Source organism: Agathobaculum sp., from assembly GCF_022775115.1.
Taxonomy (GTDB): Bacteria; Bacillota; Clostridia; order Oscillospirales; family Butyricicoccaceae; genus Agathobaculum.
In genome coordinates this window covers 1-13,182 of the sequence record NZ_JALFLA010000033.1, presented here as the reverse complement: position 1 = coordinate 13,182, position 13,182 = coordinate 1, and the positions used below count along the sequence as shown (strand labels likewise).

The 13,182-nt window shown below is 59.4% G+C and carries 17 protein-coding genes and 3 tRNA genes; 6 read left to right on the top strand and 14 right to left on the bottom strand.

Annotated elements, in window-relative coordinates; translation table 11 throughout:
• Positions 1 to 15: 15 nt before the first annotated feature.
• Entirely contained in the window at positions 16 to 249 is a 234-nt protein-coding gene (locus MR935_RS04500; RefSeq protein WP_290571427.1) for a TnpV protein, read from the bottom strand.
• A 182-nt stretch (positions 250 to 431) separates the two neighbouring features.
• On the opposite strand from MR935_RS04500, the gene MR935_RS04495 reads away from it, so the two are divergent.
• Positions 432 to 563, top strand: coding sequence for a hypothetical protein (locus MR935_RS04495; protein WP_290571425.1), 132 nt, complete (start codon positions 432 to 434; stop codon positions 561 to 563).
• A 46-nt stretch (positions 564 to 609) separates the two neighbouring features.
• Positions 610 to 930, top strand: a complete 321-nt coding sequence (locus MR935_RS04490) for a DUF4261 domain-containing protein (RefSeq protein WP_442863011.1) — start codon at positions 610 to 612, stop codon at positions 928 to 930.
• 104 nt (positions 931 to 1,034) lie between these two features.
• On the opposite strand, the gene MR935_RS04485 is transcribed toward MR935_RS04490, so the two are convergent.
• A complete protein-coding gene (locus MR935_RS04485; RefSeq protein ID WP_290571424.1) occupies positions 1,035 to 1,322 on the bottom strand; it encodes a hypothetical protein in 288 nt (95 codons plus the stop codon).
• A 267-nt stretch (positions 1,323 to 1,589) separates the two neighbouring features.
• Between MR935_RS04485 and MR935_RS10780 the strand changes: the two genes are divergently transcribed.
• Complete coding sequence (locus MR935_RS10780; protein WP_442863010.1) at positions 1,590 to 1,748, top strand: helix-turn-helix domain-containing protein; 159 nt, start codon at positions 1,590 to 1,592, stop codon at positions 1,746 to 1,748.
• A gap of 392 nt (positions 1,749 to 2,140) precedes the next feature.
• Here the strand turns inward: MR935_RS10780 and MR935_RS04480 are convergent, their stop codons facing one another.
• Positions 2,141 to 2,590 carry a tyrosine-type recombinase/integrase gene (locus MR935_RS04480; RefSeq protein ID WP_290571423.1) on the bottom strand — a complete coding sequence of 150 codons (450 nt, stop codon included), beginning with the start codon at positions 2,588 to 2,590 and terminating at the stop codon, positions 2,141 to 2,143.
• A 141-nt stretch (positions 2,591 to 2,731) separates the two neighbouring features.
• On the opposite strand from MR935_RS04480, the gene MR935_RS04475 reads away from it, so the two are divergent.
• Positions 2,732 to 3,394 carry an alpha/beta fold hydrolase gene (locus MR935_RS04475; RefSeq protein WP_290571422.1) on the top strand — a complete coding sequence of 221 codons (663 nt, stop codon included), beginning with the start codon at positions 2,732 to 2,734 and terminating at the stop codon, positions 3,392 to 3,394.
• A 16-nt stretch (positions 3,395 to 3,410) separates the two neighbouring features.
• Here MR935_RS04475 and MR935_RS04470 read toward each other — a convergent pair whose 3' ends face one another.
• From MR935_RS04470 to MR935_RS04445, 6 genes are all read right to left on the bottom strand, one after another.
• On the bottom strand, positions 3,411 to 4,949 hold the full coding sequence (locus MR935_RS04470) for a sensor histidine kinase (RefSeq protein ID WP_290571421.1): 1,539 nt from the start codon (positions 4,947 to 4,949) through the stop codon (positions 3,411 to 3,413).
• Positions 4,946 to 5,632 carry a response regulator transcription factor gene (locus tag MR935_RS04465; protein ID WP_290571420.1) on the bottom strand — a complete coding sequence of 229 codons (687 nt, stop codon included), beginning with the start codon at positions 5,630 to 5,632 and terminating at the stop codon, positions 4,946 to 4,948. The genes MR935_RS04470 and MR935_RS04465 overlap by 4 nt, the downstream gene beginning before the upstream one ends.
• Before the next feature lie 240 nt (positions 5,633 to 5,872).
• Entirely contained in the window at positions 5,873 to 6,736 is an 864-nt protein-coding gene (gene rsmI / locus MR935_RS04460) for a 16S rRNA (cytidine(1402)-2'-O)-methyltransferase (RefSeq protein WP_290571419.1), read from the bottom strand.
• Positions 6,737 to 6,785: 49 nt separating this feature from the next.
• The gene (locus MR935_RS04455; protein ID WP_290571417.1) at positions 6,786 to 7,490 is read right to left on the bottom strand and encodes a tRNA1(Val) (adenine(37)-N6)-methyltransferase; all 705 of its coding nucleotides are present in this window, start codon (positions 7,488 to 7,490) and stop codon (positions 6,786 to 6,788) included.
• A gap of 73 nt (positions 7,491 to 7,563) precedes the next feature.
• Positions 7,564 to 7,947, bottom strand: coding sequence for a metal-dependent transcriptional regulator (locus MR935_RS04450; protein ID WP_290571416.1), 384 nt, complete (start codon positions 7,945 to 7,947; stop codon positions 7,564 to 7,566).
• Positions 7,948 to 8,136: 189 nt separating this feature from the next.
• A complete protein-coding gene (locus MR935_RS04445) occupies positions 8,137 to 8,676 on the bottom strand; it encodes a hypothetical protein (RefSeq protein ID WP_290571415.1) in 540 nt (179 codons plus the stop codon).
• Between the two features lie 121 nt (positions 8,677 to 8,797).
• Between MR935_RS04445 and aguA the strand changes: the two genes are divergently transcribed.
• Entirely contained in the window at positions 8,798 to 9,892 is a 1,095-nt protein-coding gene (gene aguA / locus MR935_RS04440; protein WP_290571414.1) for an agmatine deiminase, read from the top strand.
• A gap of 15 nt (positions 9,893 to 9,907) precedes the next feature.
• Entirely contained in the window at positions 9,908 to 10,771 is an 864-nt protein-coding gene (aguB, locus tag MR935_RS04435; RefSeq protein WP_290571413.1) for an N-carbamoylputrescine amidase, read from the top strand.
• 59 nt (positions 10,772 to 10,830) lie between these two features.
• Here aguB and MR935_RS04430 read toward each other — a convergent pair whose 3' ends face one another.
• From MR935_RS04430 to MR935_RS04410, 5 genes are all read right to left on the bottom strand, one after another.
• The gene (locus MR935_RS04430; RefSeq protein ID WP_442863009.1) at positions 10,831 to 11,769 is read right to left on the bottom strand and encodes a DMT family transporter; all 939 of its coding nucleotides are present in this window, start codon (positions 11,767 to 11,769) and stop codon (positions 10,831 to 10,833) included.
• Between the two features lie 44 nt (positions 11,770 to 11,813).
• On the bottom strand, positions 11,814 to 12,773 hold the full coding sequence (locus MR935_RS04425; protein ID WP_290571411.1) for a DMT family transporter: 960 nt from the start codon (positions 12,771 to 12,773) through the stop codon (positions 11,814 to 11,816).
• Positions 12,774 to 12,934: 161 nt separating this feature from the next.
• Positions 12,935 to 13,010: transfer RNA gene (locus tag MR935_RS04420), tRNA-Thr, on the bottom strand.
• Between the two features lie 4 nt (positions 13,011 to 13,014).
• A tRNA-Trp gene (locus MR935_RS04415) sits at positions 13,015 to 13,090 on the bottom strand.
• Between the two features lie 3 nt (positions 13,091 to 13,093).
• Positions 13,094 to 13,169, bottom strand: a tRNA-Asn gene (locus MR935_RS04410).
• Between the last annotated feature and the right edge of the window lie 13 nt (positions 13,170 to 13,182).

Below are 13,182 nucleotides of genomic sequence, written 5' to 3'. Positions count from 1 at the left end.
TGTCTGCATCCTGTCCTACGACCAGTTCTGTCGGACGATCTCCGCCGCGCAGTGACGGTAGTTGTTCATCAGCCTCACCCATTTCATCGGGTCGCGCGCCTTGAGCGCTTCGTCCGTCCCGTCCTTCTGCGCCATCGCCTGTACGATCTGCTCCAGCTCCTCCTGCGCCTGCCGCTCCACGTCGTTCAGATAGGCGTTCAGCCCGCCCGCCACGACCAGCGCGTGATACTGCTCCGAATCATACTGCATCAGCTCCGCCGGTGCGCCGCTCCTGTTTTCACTGTTGGGCAATCAGGGGGGCAACAGCCTAATGTGCTGCCGCTCCCGCCCATTATGGTGCGAAACGTTTGAATTATTCACATCCTTATGCTATAATTTTTTCAATTCAGACAGAGATAATTTCAATCGAGGTTAGCAAAGGGGAATATACAATGGGCTTATTCGACAAACTTAAAAAGAAAAAAACACCAACGGAGCAGGAAGAACAGAAAAATAAGAATAGCGGTTCTTTTGTGGGATTTGCCCTTTTATCGGATAATGGCTGGGAGCGGTATAGTTTTTGAACCGCGCTTTTATGCGGCTGGTGCGGATGTGATGAAAGGGGGCAACTTGCCTATTCTCAACTGGATATGGTTTGGTCTATATCGCAGGGAGGGTGGTGTGTGTTGTTACACTTATGGTATGGAACAGTTTGGAAAAGAGGAGATGGAGATATTGGATGCAAACGCTCAACCCTCTGATGTGCGAAATTTTCTGCTTGACTTAGTTTCCTATGTGTTGGAAAGCGGTGAGACACTCAATGACGGGGAAACCATCGGGTTTTCAATGGAGGACAAGCACAGCATCACCCGTAGAGAAGGAGTGTCTCTGCCGGGAACGACATTGAAAATTAGTTTTTTAGGAATAGATGGAATGGTAAGAACTGAATAGCACCCCAAACGCTGGAATCTGAAAAGACTGCCAGCGTTTTTTTGCTCCGGCGCAGTGTCCAGCGAAGCCAGCGCCGTTACCGTGTGGCAAACCTCGCCATAGTCTCAGCTCCTTTCGCCGCCGTGCAGATACTCGCTGGCAAAATCGCTGTAATCCCGCGCCGCGCCACAGGTGCGGCTGTACTCCGAGATCGGCAAACCCTCAAATGAGCTTCCCACGACTTTGCCGCTGTACCTGATGTTGGAGGCAAACACCGGACAATTGAGATTTTGCCGCAGCCAGTCCCCACCCTGCCGCTCGCCATCCACATGCTGGAAGCAGGTGATGAGACAGCCCAGCAGATGCAGGTCGGGATTTAACTCCTCTATGCATCTGCCTGCATATGATGACACTCCTCATTGCTCATCAGAGCGACGCCTGGCATCATATAGAAAAAGCGTTCTTTTTCCTTGTCAGGCAGCTTACGCGCCATCTGCGCAATCTCTGCCACGTCGATTTTTCTTCCCGGCTGATCTGCCGCACATCACTTCTCAGCATTGCTTTCATACTCTTTTATATCTCTATGAGAGCATTATAAGTCTTGGTAAGAGTTTTATTAATACAATTATTCTCTTTATATTGACTATGTAAGTTTTGATATATATCAGTTAAGCAAGGAGGTGGTCGCTTTAGATGAACGAATAAAGGAAATTTGCAAAAGCAAAAATATGACTCAGGCTGAGTATGGTGCCAAAATGGGAGTAAAAGGCAATTCTATAACCAATTATGAATCAGGTATGCGTACGCCCTGTGATGCAGTCATTTTTTCTATTAGCTAGAATAATACTGCACAGCTAAAATAAAAAACCCGGTCACCACGAGGGGAATCGGGTTTGACAAATCAATATAGGGCGGTTATAATTAGAAATAGAAAAGGGGCGCAGCCGGTTGACGGTTACTCCCAAAAGATTAGATCAAGAAATTGACCGCTTCATTTGGACGTGAGGGCGGTCATTTTCTTTTGCTTATCTGAAGAATCAGACCGGCAAAGGCTATGAGCATAATCGCAAACTGAATCAGCTCCGAATATGTAACCATAGTACCACCTCCCCTCTAAGGGAATGGTGGGAATAACCGCCAACCGTTGGCACGGCTGCGCCGATTGACAGGATAGCACACCGATTGGCACAATACAAGGAAATCTTGGCTGTTTTGAGCAGGATGAGGCTTTTCAATCTGCCTCAGCCAAGGTATACGCGCTGAAGGAGGCGCACGCATCCGGCAGGGCTTCTGTAATGGCGTATGCGTCACCCACTTTGATCTGAACGCTTGCCCCCAGCGCATACACCTTTTCTGCGGCGGCTGTGAAAGCTGCTTCTGATAGGTGGGTGTACATGCGTGCGCTCATGGTGATGTGTGGATGCCTGAGCAGATTTTCTGCCATATTGATCGGAAGCCCGGCTGTCTGTAAGTCTGTGGCGTGGGTGTGCCGCAGGCGGTATGCTGTGGGGGCGGACGCAACCACTGAGGTTGCGGGTGCGATGTGGTTTCGGTGTGCCTTTGCTCCCGTTTCAATATCCGACTCTTTTTGGCAGTACGATTTCTCTTGTTGCAAGATTGACATCCAAAGCAAAGGGGGTGTTTTGATGCCCCCAAAAGCATCAGCAATATCTGATGCCATGCTGCATGAGACATGCTTCTGCTGCCAATTTGCAGACAATGGGTGGGCGACCTATGTGTCCAAAGATTTGCTTGGGCACAAAAACAGCGCCGCTTGACATTGGCGGCGCGCATGGTATCATAGACACATGGGAGGGATGATATGCAACAGGTATTCGTCCACGGCTTGGGTCAAACGCCCGCAAGCTGGCAAAAAACCATCGCACAGATGTCATGCACCGGACAGACCATATGCCCCGATCTGGCGGCGCTGCTATCCGGTAGGGAGGTCAGCTATCAAAGCCTGTATCGGGCGTTTGCGGACAGCTGCAACCAAGCAGCGCAGCCCATCGACCTTTGCGGGCTGTCGCTCGGCGGCGTGCTCGCGCTGCAATATGCACTTGAGCAGCCGGACAAGGTGGGCTCGCTGGTGTTGATCGCCACGCCGTACCGAATGCCGAAAAGACTGCTCAAGCTGCAAAATTTGCTGTTCCGCCTGCTGCCCGAAGCGGCGTTTGCGCAGATGGGTTGGCCCAAAGCGGCTGTGCTTCGGCTGTGCGCCAGCATGGCGGCGCTCGATTTCAGTCATTCGCTTCAGGCGGTCGCCTGTCCGGTGATGGTGCTCTGCGGTGCAAGAGACCGTGCCAATAAAAAGGCATCCTGGGATATGGCCGGTATGCTCCGCAATGCTGAGCTGCACATCATCGAGGGCGCGGGGCATGAGGTAAACCGCGATGCGCCCGAAAAGCTGGCAGCGGCGCTGGATGCGTTTTACCAGCGCAGCGCGCCTCCCGCGGTAGAACGGGAGACGCGCTTGATTGAGTGAGGGTGGGTACGCCCGCCTATGCGTCGGTTTCAGGCACATCGGCAAACTCGAACCAGAACGAGATGCCGCCCGGCACATTTTCCGTGCCGCATGAGCCGTGCAGCGTGTCCGCGATCGCACGGACGAGCGACAGCCCGATGCCGGTGCCGCCGTTTTCGCGCGAACGGGCGCGGTCAGTGCGGTAAAACTTCTCCCAGATTTTGGGCAGCTCGTCTTCGGGCAGGCCGCTGCCCTCGTTGAACACGCGCAGACATACGCCGCGCCCAGTGCGGTGGGCGGTGATCTCGATGCGGCCACCGTCGGCTGTGTAGCGGATGGCGTTGGACAGATAGTTCATCAGCACCTGTTCGAGCAAGCCTGCGTCGGTGCGGACGGTGGCGCGGGTGTCAGCGTAGTCGACGGTCAGGCCGCGGCTGGCGCACAGCACTGCTGTCTTGCGCACGGCCTCCTCGCATAGCGCGTGCAGGTCGATCTCCTCATAGAAGGTCTGCTCAGCGCCAAGCTCGAGCTTGGACAGGCTCAAAAGCTGCATGACCAGCTTGTTCATATGGTCGGCCTCGTCCGCGATGGTGTCGCAGTAAAACTTGCGGTCCTCGGGGTCATCGGCCACGCCGGCAGTCAGTCCCTCGGCATAGCCTTGGATGAGCGCGATCGGCGTTTTCAGCTCGTGCGATACGTTGACGATGAACTCACGGCGCATGTTGTCGATGCGCTCCTTTTCCTGTATCTGCTGCGCAAGCTGGGTGTTGGATTGCTGCAATTCTCCCACGGCCTGCTCCAGATAGGCTGACAGGCGGTTGAGCGACTGGCCAAGCCGGCCGATCTCGTCACGCTCCTGCCCCTCATATTTGCTGGAAAAATCCAGTTCGCTCATGCGGTCGGCCAGTCCGGCCATGGCGATCAGCGGCCGGGTGAACTGGCGCGAGAGGAAATAGGCAAAGATGATACAGATCAGCAGCGCGCAGCTGCCCGCGATCAGCAAAAACACGAGATTGAGCGACGAGTTGTTCTCGATAAACGCATAGGGCATATAGGCGATCAGATAGGTGTCCGCCTGCGTGTCGATCGAGCCGGCAAGACAAAGGTACTGGTCGCTGTCCCGCAGGGAGACGGTCAAAAACTGGTAATCGCTACCGAGCGTGTGCCAATCGACGTTGGCAAATACAGCCGCCAGCACGGCATAGCCGCGAAAGCGGATATCGTTAAAATCGAGAAACATGCCGTTATAGCCAAAGAGAGGCGCACCGCCCTCGGGCGGGTCGGCGGCGTCCCGCGTGAAGGAAGAGGCGTAGATGATCGTGCCGTTCGAGCGGATGACGGCCAGCCGGGCGGCGCTGCGGTTTTCCAGTGCGTCCAGCGTGGCGGCGATGTTGCCGCTGCCGCCGGCATAGCTGCGGCGCACGCTTTGGTAGACCGTGCTCAGCTCATTGCGGCGGGTCATCATATAATAGTCATCGTAAAAAAACAGGTTGAGAACGAGCAGCACGCCGATGAACACCAGCGCGACCACGCTGATCCCGGCAAAAAACTTGTAGCGGATCGAATGCGCCTTCATGCGCTGCCCTCAAAGCGGTAGCCGTAGCCGCGCACCGTCTCGATCATTGCGCCGCACGCGCCGAGCTTGGCGCGCAGCTTTTTGACGTGGGTGTCCACCGTGCGCAGGTCGCCGAAATAATCATAACCCCACACAGCGTTTAAGATGCTCTCGCGCGAGAGCGCGATCGAGCGGTTGTTCTTAAAATAGACCAGCAGCTCGTATTCCTTGGGCGTCAGCTCGACCGGGGTGTTGTCGATCAGCACCTCGCGGCGCAGCTCGTTGATCGAAAGCGCGCCAAGCTGCTCGACCGGGGCGGCGGCGCGCCCCTCGCGCTTGAGCAGCGTGCGCACGCGCGCGGCCAGCACGACCGGGGAGAACGGCTTGGTCACATAGTCGTCCGCGCCTTCCTCCAGTCCGCGCACCTGATCGGCGTCCTCGGCGCGCGCGGTCAGCATCATCACAGGCAGATGGCCGTCGCCGCCCTCCTGCCTGCGCAGCTCGCGCAGGATCTCAAACCCGTCCTTTCCGGGCATCATCACATCAAGGATGGCCAGATCCAGCCCGCGCCGGCGGTTTTCGATGGTCGCAAGCGCTTCATCGCCGTCGGCGGCTTCGAGGATGGTATGGCCGTCCCGCTTCAGAAAATCGCTGACAAGGCGGCGGATGCGCGCCTCGTCGTCCGCAATCAAAATGGTAGACATATCGCTCTCACCTCTGTTTGACATGGCAATAGTATAGCGCGGCAATTTGTTCGTTGTGTGAACAGAGCGTGCTTTTTTAGGGCAATACCGCATAATTCGGCAAGAGCGGCTTGCGAGAAAATTCTGCGCACTGATGAGGCGCAATTGTACAGCAATACTTGATGTATTGCAAGCAATTGCAACAAAATTAGGGAGAAAAATTGCCGCAAAGCGCCGAAGACGTAATTGTGCGGTGTTGCCTTAGGGGTTTTGCTGTGTCTGTTCGAGTACATAACGGTAGAGCGCGTTTTTTTTCACCCCGCTTTCGGCCGAGACGGCCTTGACCGCGTCCTTTTGCGTCTGCCCGCCCTCAACGCGGCGGCGCACGGCCTCAGCGGCGGCGGCAAGACGCGCGGCTTCGTCCGGCGCGCTGTCGGGCGTGTCCGGCGCGCCCTCGACCACCAGCACGAACTCGCCGCGCGGCGGTGTACGGTCAAAGTGGGCGGCGGCCTCGTCCAGCGTCATGCGCAGCGTCTCTTCATGCAGCTTGGTCAGCTCGCGCGAAAGCGAGATGCGGCGCGTCCCGCCGAAGGCGGCGGCAAGGTCGCGCAGCGTGGCGCACAGCTTGTGCGGCGCTTCGTAAAAGATCATCGTGCGTTTTTCGTTTGAAAGCGCGTCCAGATGTTCCCGCCGGGTCTTTTTGTTGACCGAAAGAAAGCCCTCGAAGCACCAGCGCCCGGTGGGCAGGCCGGAAACGGCCAGTCCGCACACCGCCGCGCAGCAGCCCGGCACCGGCACGACCGGTATGCCGTGCGCGGCGCACAGCGCGACCAGATCCTCGCCGGGGTCGGACACGGCGGGCGTGCCTGCGTCGGTCACAAGCGCGCAGCTTCGCCCGGCGCGCAGCGCCGCAAGCACCTCCTCGCCGCGCGCGCGGCGGTTGTGCTCATAATAGGAGAGCATGGGCTTTTTGGGCAGGCCGCAGGCGTGGAGCAGCTTTTGGCTGACGCGCGTGTCCTCGGCGGCGATCAGGTCGACTGCCGCGAGCACATCGCGCGCCCGGGGGGACAGGTCGCCGAGGTTGCCGATCGGCGTAGCGACGAGATACAGGGTTGCATTACTCATAGTAATATTTCCTCAATAATTTACATTTAGCATCAAACAGGACAATTTTTCACGGGGCAGCGGCTTGCGGGTGGTAGATGCGCCGGTACTCCTCGCTTTCGACCAGCAGCGGCGGCGCGACGGCCAGCCCCTCGGCGCTGCCGCCCTTGCGGCATTCGACCAGCACGGCGGAGGGCGCGGCCAGCGCGTTTTGGTGCACGAAGCGCAGCCGTTTGGGCATCAGCCGCACACGGGAAAGCGCTTCGAGCAGCGTCCACAGTCGCTCGGGGCGGAACACGAGCGCCGCCTTGCCGCCCGTGCGCAGCACGAACGCGATGGCAAGCGCAAGCTCCTCGACCGTGCAGGTGTCGTCCTGCCGGGCGGTGCGTCTTGCAGGCGCGGGCGCGCTCTGACCGGAGAGACGGTCAAAATAAGGCGGGTTGCACACCACATAGTCCATGCAGCCGTGCGGCAGCAGCGTGCGGATCGCGCGTAGGTCGCCTTGCAGCGCGGTGACCGGCACCTGATTGTCCGCGATCGACTGTCGGAACAGCGCGAGCGGTCCCTCCTGCAGCTCAAGCCCGGTGATGGTCAAGTCGGGGCGGTACAGCAGCAGTGCAAGCGCGCCTGTGCCGCAGCCGAGGTCGAGCAGACGGGCGCCCCGGCGCGGCTTTGCAAAGGCCGAGAGCAGCACACTGTCCTGCCCGAGCTTGAAATAGCGGTCATCCTGCCGCAGGGTAAGTCCGTTGGGCAGGTGTTCGATGGTTTGCGCCACGCGCGCATACCTCCTTTGTTTACGGATGGAAAAAGGCCGACCCTTGCCGGACCGGCCCTTGTTTTTTTGCGTGTCAGTCGGCGCATAGCGTGCCATGCTGCCGTGCGTGCTCCTTAATCTTGGCAAACGTCTCCTCGCTGATGACATGCTCGATGCGGCAGGCGTCCTCGGCGGCGGTCTCCGGCGAGACACCGAGCGCGGTCAGCAGCGCGGTCAGCACGGTGTGCCGCTCGTAGATATTCTCCGCGATGGCAAGCCCGGCTTCGGTCAGGCACAGCAGGCCGTTCTGGTCGATCGCGACATAGCCGTTGTCCCGCAGCAGGCCGACGGCACGGCTGATGCTTGGCTTGGAAAAGCCGGTGTAATGCGCCACATCGATCGAGCGGACTGAACCGTTCTTTTTGTGCAGCATGAGGATGGCTTCCAGATAGTTCTCAGCACTTTCCTGTATTTTCACCGCGTACGGCCTCCTTTCCGTATGTTTACTATTTTATCACAGCGGCAAGCGCTTGTAAGACCAAATCATTCGCCCCTGTGCCGCTGGTAATAGAATTGCTCTATAATTGATATAATAGCTGTTTTGCAGCTATTATATCATGTCCATACGCTTTTGGCAATATAAGCCGGAGCGCAACGTGTGTTTATTTTACTGGCCATCGTGCGGCTGCTCCTGTCGCGGTGCGACAGGAGACTGCGGTGCGACAGGGGACTGCGGTGCGATAGGAGACTGCGGTGCGATAGGAGACTGCGGTGCGATAGGAGACTGCGGTGCGGTGGGAGCTTGCTCGGGCTGCGGCGCGGTCCCCGGTCGGTGGCTGCGGCACAGGCCGACGAACAGCAGCAAAAGCTCAAACAACAGGCGCAGCAGCACATTGCCGGTGAGAAACAGTGCGATCGCGGCAGGTGCATTGATAAACAGCAGGATCAGGCTGTACACCGCCAGCGCGGCAACGGCCAGCGCGTACAGCAGGCGCAGCAGCGACTCCGAGAAGAACACACGGAAGTTGAGGATATCGTGCAGCTTGGCCGCCGCACCGTGGTAGGCGTCGTTTGGTCGGCGCATGAACAGAAAATACAGCGCCAGTCCCCCCGCAAGCGCGAGAAGAAACGCCATCACGGGCAAAAGAACGGTAAAAACGGACGCAAGATGGTAGATCTGCGCATAATAATAGGGATAATCGTACATGGGTTCCTCCTCGGATGGTATAGGGATTTGTAGCTTTAGTGTAACATATGGCAGAAAGCGTTGCAAGTCCAATCAAAATGATGTACTCTATATAAGGACAAAACCGTATGGGGAGAAGAAAATGAAAATTTTGCATACCAAACCGGCGCGGGACGGCTTTTATATGCCCGCGGAATTCGCGCCGCACGAGGGCTGCCTAATGATTTGGCCCGAGCGGGCGGACTCGTGGCAATACGGCGCGTATGCCGCGCGCAAGGCGTTTCTGCGGGTGATCGAGGTCATCGCGGCGAGCGAAAGGCTGACCGTGCTGTGCTCGGAGCGGCAGTATGACAACGCCCGCGCCCAACTGCCCGCCCATGTTCGTCTGGTCGTGCTGGAGACGGACGACGCATGGGCGCGCGATATCGGGCCGACCTTTGTGGTAAACGGCAAGGGCGCGCGCCGCGGCATCGACTGGGGCTTTAACGCATGGGGCGGCGCGGTGGATGGACTGTACCCGAGCTGGGAGCGCGATAACCGCGCCGCGCGCCGCTTCTGCGACCTGCTGGAGAACGACTGCTACGACAAGCGGGATTTCATCTGCGAGGGCGGCTCGCTCCATGTCGACGGCGAGGGCACGGCGCTCGTCACCGAGGCCTGCCTGCTCAGCGCGGGGCGCAATCCGCATCTGTCCAAGAGCGAGATCGAGCAGACCTTGCGCGACTGGCTGGGCGTGTCCACCGTCATTTGGCTGCCGCGCGGCATTTACAACGATGAAACCAACGAGCATGTGGACAATATGTGCGCCTTTACCGCGCCCGGCGAGGTCGTGCTGGCGTGGACGGACGATAAAGCCGACCCGCAGTACGCGCTTTCAGCGGCCGCCCTTGCCGCGCTCGAGGCGGCGGAGGACGCAAAGGGGCGCAAGATCAAGGTGCACAAGCTGCCGCTGCCCGCGCCCGTCACCATCACGGCGGAAGAATGCGGCGGGCTTGACCTGTGTGATGGACAACCTACCCGCACACCGGGCGAGCGCCTTGCGGCAAGCTACGTCAATTTTTATATCGCAAACGGCGCGATCGTTATGCCCGCCTTTGGCGACCCGGCGGACGAAGACGCGCAGCGGATCCTACAGGCGCTGTTCCCGACACGTCAGGTCATCGCCATCCCCGCGCGCGATATCCTGATCGGCGGGGGCAACATCCATTGCATCACACAGCAGATACCCAAGGTATAAAGAAGGAGCGTCAATATGAGCAAAGTGACCGTGGCCGCGGTGCAGATGACCTACGGCCTTACGCAAGCTGTGCAGCAGGTCGAGCAGGCCGCGTCGATGGGCGCGCAGATCATCCTGCTGCCCGAGCTGTTTGAAAACTGGTATTTTTGTCAGGAAAAGAACTACGAAAATTACCGTCTGGCCGTGCCGATGGAGCAGAGTCCGGCGGTAAACGCGCTGCAAAAGCTTGCGCGGGATTACCGGGTCGTGCTGCCGGTGAGCTATTACGAGCGCGTGGGCAACACGTTCTTCAACACCGTCGCCGTAATCGACGCGGACGGTGCGGTACTCGGCCAATATCGCAAGAGCCACATCCCGGACGACCATTTTTATCAGGAGAAGTTTTATTTTACGCCGGGTGATACAGGATTTCGGGTCTGGGAGACAGCCTATGCCAAGATCGGCGTGGGCATCTGCTGGGATCAGTGGTTTCCTGAGGCCGCGCGCTGTATGGCGCTGGGCGGCGCCGAGCTGCTCTTTTACCCGACCGCCATCGGCTCAGAGCCGATCCTTGACTGTGATTCTATGCCGCACTGGCGGCGCTGTATGCAGGGACACGCGGCGGCTAACCTGATGCCGGTCATTGCGGCCAACCGTGTGGGCACGGAAACGGTCACACCCTCGGCGGACAACCAGAACCAGTCCTCCTCGCTGACGTTTTACGGCTCGTCCTTCATCGCGGATGAGACTGGTGCGCTGGTCGAGCAGGCCGGGCGCGATGAGCACTGCGTCCTGACGCACACCTTCGATCTGGACGAGATCGCCGCGCTGCGCCGCTCGTGGGGCGTGTTCCGCGACCGCCGCCCCGGCCTGTACGGCGCGCTCGCCGGACACGGCTGAGGCGCGCGCCTGCATACTCAGATAAAAAACGGCCTAACCATCCGGTTAGACCGTTTTTTTCATGCGTCAGCCGCGGCCTGTCTGCCCGGCAGCTGGGCGAGCAGGATGGCGATGAACATCAGCGCGCAGCCGAGCAGTTCGCGCGCGGTCAGCGTCTGCCCGAGCAGCAGCCAGCCCGCGATGACCGAGACGACCGATTCAAGGCTCAAGATGAGCGAGGCGACCGTCGGGTTCATCCCGCGCTGGCCGACGATCTGCAGCGTGTCTGCCACCCCCGAGGTCAGCACGCCCGCGTACCGCAGCGGAATCCAAGCGGCAAGCAGCGCACCCCAGCTGGGTGCAGCAAAGCCGACCACATTCAGTGGTGCTTTCGGCAGCTCGAACAGCAGCATACCAACCGCGGAAAAGGCGGCGCACACATAAAATTGCAGGCAGGACAGCGCCAGACTGCTCACGTGGGGGGAGAAGCGGTCGGTCGCAATGATGTGCGCGGCGAAGAAAAATGCGCCGGCGAAGCAGAGCGCGTCTCCGACGCCAAGGGATAGTTCCCCTGACAAGCACAGGAAATACAGGCCGACCAGCGCAAGCGCGACGCTGCCCCACACCTGCCGCCCGCATTTCCTGCCGAGCAGCAGGCCGAGGAGCGGCACGATCAGGATGTAGCAGGCAGTCAGAAAGCCGCCCTTACCGACCGTGGTGTACAGCAGGCCGATCTGCTGCAAGCCGCAGGCGGCGCAGCGGAGCGCGCCGCACAGCACGCCGCCGCACAGCAGCTGCTTTCGTTCAGCGCGCCGCTGATGCGGGGTTGCCGCCCGCGCAGACGAGCGGCCAAGCAGCAGTGCGGGCACAAGCAGCACGCTGCCGCCGAGTATGCCGCGCGCGCACAGAAAGGCAAACGGGCCAAGGTGATCCATGCCGACGCGCTGCGCGACCAGCGAAAAGCCCCAGATCGTTGCGGTGAGCAAAAGCAGCAGCGAATGACGCAGTTTCAGGCTCATAATGGCTTTGCTCCGTTCGGTGATATCGTGTGTGGGATGTGGGGTCAGGCCGGTGTGCCTGTCTGTCCGCTGTCCTGCGGGTTGCCGCCCGTATCGGGCAGCTGGGCGAGCAGGATGGCGATGAACATCAGTGCGCAGCCGCACAGCTCGCGCGCGGTCAGCGTCTGCCCGAGGAGCAGCCAGCCCGCGATGACCGAGATGACCGACTCAAGGCTCATGATGAGCGAGGCGACCGCCGGGTTTATCCCGCGCTGGCCGATGATCTGCAAGGTGTAGCCCACACCGGAGGACAGCGCGCCCGCGTACAGCACGGGCTGCCATGCGGCGCGCAGCGCATCCCAGCTGGGCGCGGCAAAGCCGAAGCGGTTGAGCGGCGCGTCCGGCAGCTCGAACAGAACAACGCCCACGGCTGCGGCGGCCGCGCACACGAAAAACTGGATGCATGACATTTTTACGCCATCCACATGGGGCGAAAAATGGTCGACCAGCAAAATGTGACAGGAAAACAGCACCGCGCACAGCAGCATCAGCAGATCGCCCGTGTTGACGCGCAGCCCGCCCGTCAGGCACAGCAGATACAGCCCGACAAGCGCGAGCGCCACGCCGCACCACACCAGCCGCCCGCATTTTTTGCCGAACAGCAGGCCGATGAGCGGGACGATCAGGATGTAGCAGGCGGTCAGAAAACCGGCCTTGCCGACCGTAGTATACAGCAGGCCGATCTGCTGGGAGGCCGAGGAAAGGCAGAGCATCACGCCGCAGCATACGCCGCCGCGCAGCAGCATTTTGCGGCTGTGCCGCGCCTGCGCCGGGGCCTCATGCGGGGGCGTGCTGCTTCTGCGCAGCGCCGCGATGACCGGCAGCAGTATGCAGCCGCCGATGACGCTGCGCGCGCACAGAAAGGTGAACGGGCCGACATACTCCATGCCGACGCTCTGCGCGACAAAGGCCACGCCCCAGATGGTGGCGGTAAGTAACAAGATAAGGGAATGACGGATTTGCAAGGCTTGTCCTCTTCTCTGTGAAATATCGTGCGGCGTGCGGCGCTGAACGCCGATGCCGTAAATAAAAGTATAGCAAATCCCCCGGGATTTGACAATGGCAAACCCGCCGCGTCGCGGGCAAAAGAAAAGCAGCTTATTTCCGAAGAAATAAGCTGCTTTTCTGGAGCTGCTAACCAGATTTGAACTGGTGACCTCATCCTTACCAAGGATGCACTCTACCGACTGAGCTATAGCAGCGAAATGGCAGGGGCAGTAGGGATCGAACCCACGGCACGCGGTTTTGGAGACCGCTGCTCTACCAGCTGAGCTATACCCCTGTGTGGCTCCTCAAGTTGGACTCGAACCAACGACCCTGCGGTTAACAGCCGCATGCTCTACCGACTGAGCTATTGAGGAATATGGATAGCTT

What these genes read in the sequence shown, in the direction of transcription:
- MR935_RS04500 (WP_290571427.1), bottom strand. Translation starts at nt 249, where the DNA reads ATGCAGTATGATTCGGAGCAGTATCACGCGCTGGTCGTGGCGGGCGGG.
- MR935_RS04495 (WP_290571425.1), top strand. Translation starts at nt 432, where the DNA reads ATGGGCTTATTCGACAAACTTAAAAAGAAAAAAACACCAACGGAGCAG.
- MR935_RS04480 (WP_290571423.1), bottom strand. Translation starts at nt 2,590, where the DNA reads ATGGCATCAGATATTGCTGATGCTTTTGGGGGCATCAAAACACCCCCT.
- MR935_RS04475 (WP_290571422.1), top strand. Translation starts at nt 2,732, where the DNA reads ATGCAACAGGTATTCGTCCACGGCTTGGGTCAAACGCCCGCAAGCTGG.
- MR935_RS04470 (WP_290571421.1), bottom strand. Translation starts at nt 4,949, where the DNA reads ATGAAGGCGCATTCGATCCGCTACAAGTTTTTTGCCGGGATCAGCGTG.
- MR935_RS04465 (WP_290571420.1), bottom strand. Translation starts at nt 5,632, where the DNA reads ATGTCTACCATTTTGATTGCGGACGACGAGGCGCGCATCCGCCGCCTT.
- rsmI (WP_290571419.1), bottom strand. Translation starts at nt 6,736, where the DNA reads ATGAGTAATGCAACCCTGTATCTCGTCGCTACGCCGATCGGCAACCTC.
- MR935_RS04445 (WP_290571415.1), bottom strand. Translation starts at nt 8,676, where the DNA reads ATGTACGATTATCCCTATTATTATGCGCAGATCTACCATCTTGCGTCC.
- aguA (WP_290571414.1), top strand. Translation starts at nt 8,798, where the DNA reads ATGAAAATTTTGCATACCAAACCGGCGCGGGACGGCTTTTATATGCCC.
- aguB (WP_290571413.1), top strand. Translation starts at nt 9,908, where the DNA reads ATGAGCAAAGTGACCGTGGCCGCGGTGCAGATGACCTACGGCCTTACG.
- MR935_RS04430 (WP_442863009.1), bottom strand. Translation starts at nt 11,769, where the DNA reads ATGAGCCTGAAACTGCGTCATTCGCTGCTGCTTTTGCTCACCGCAACG.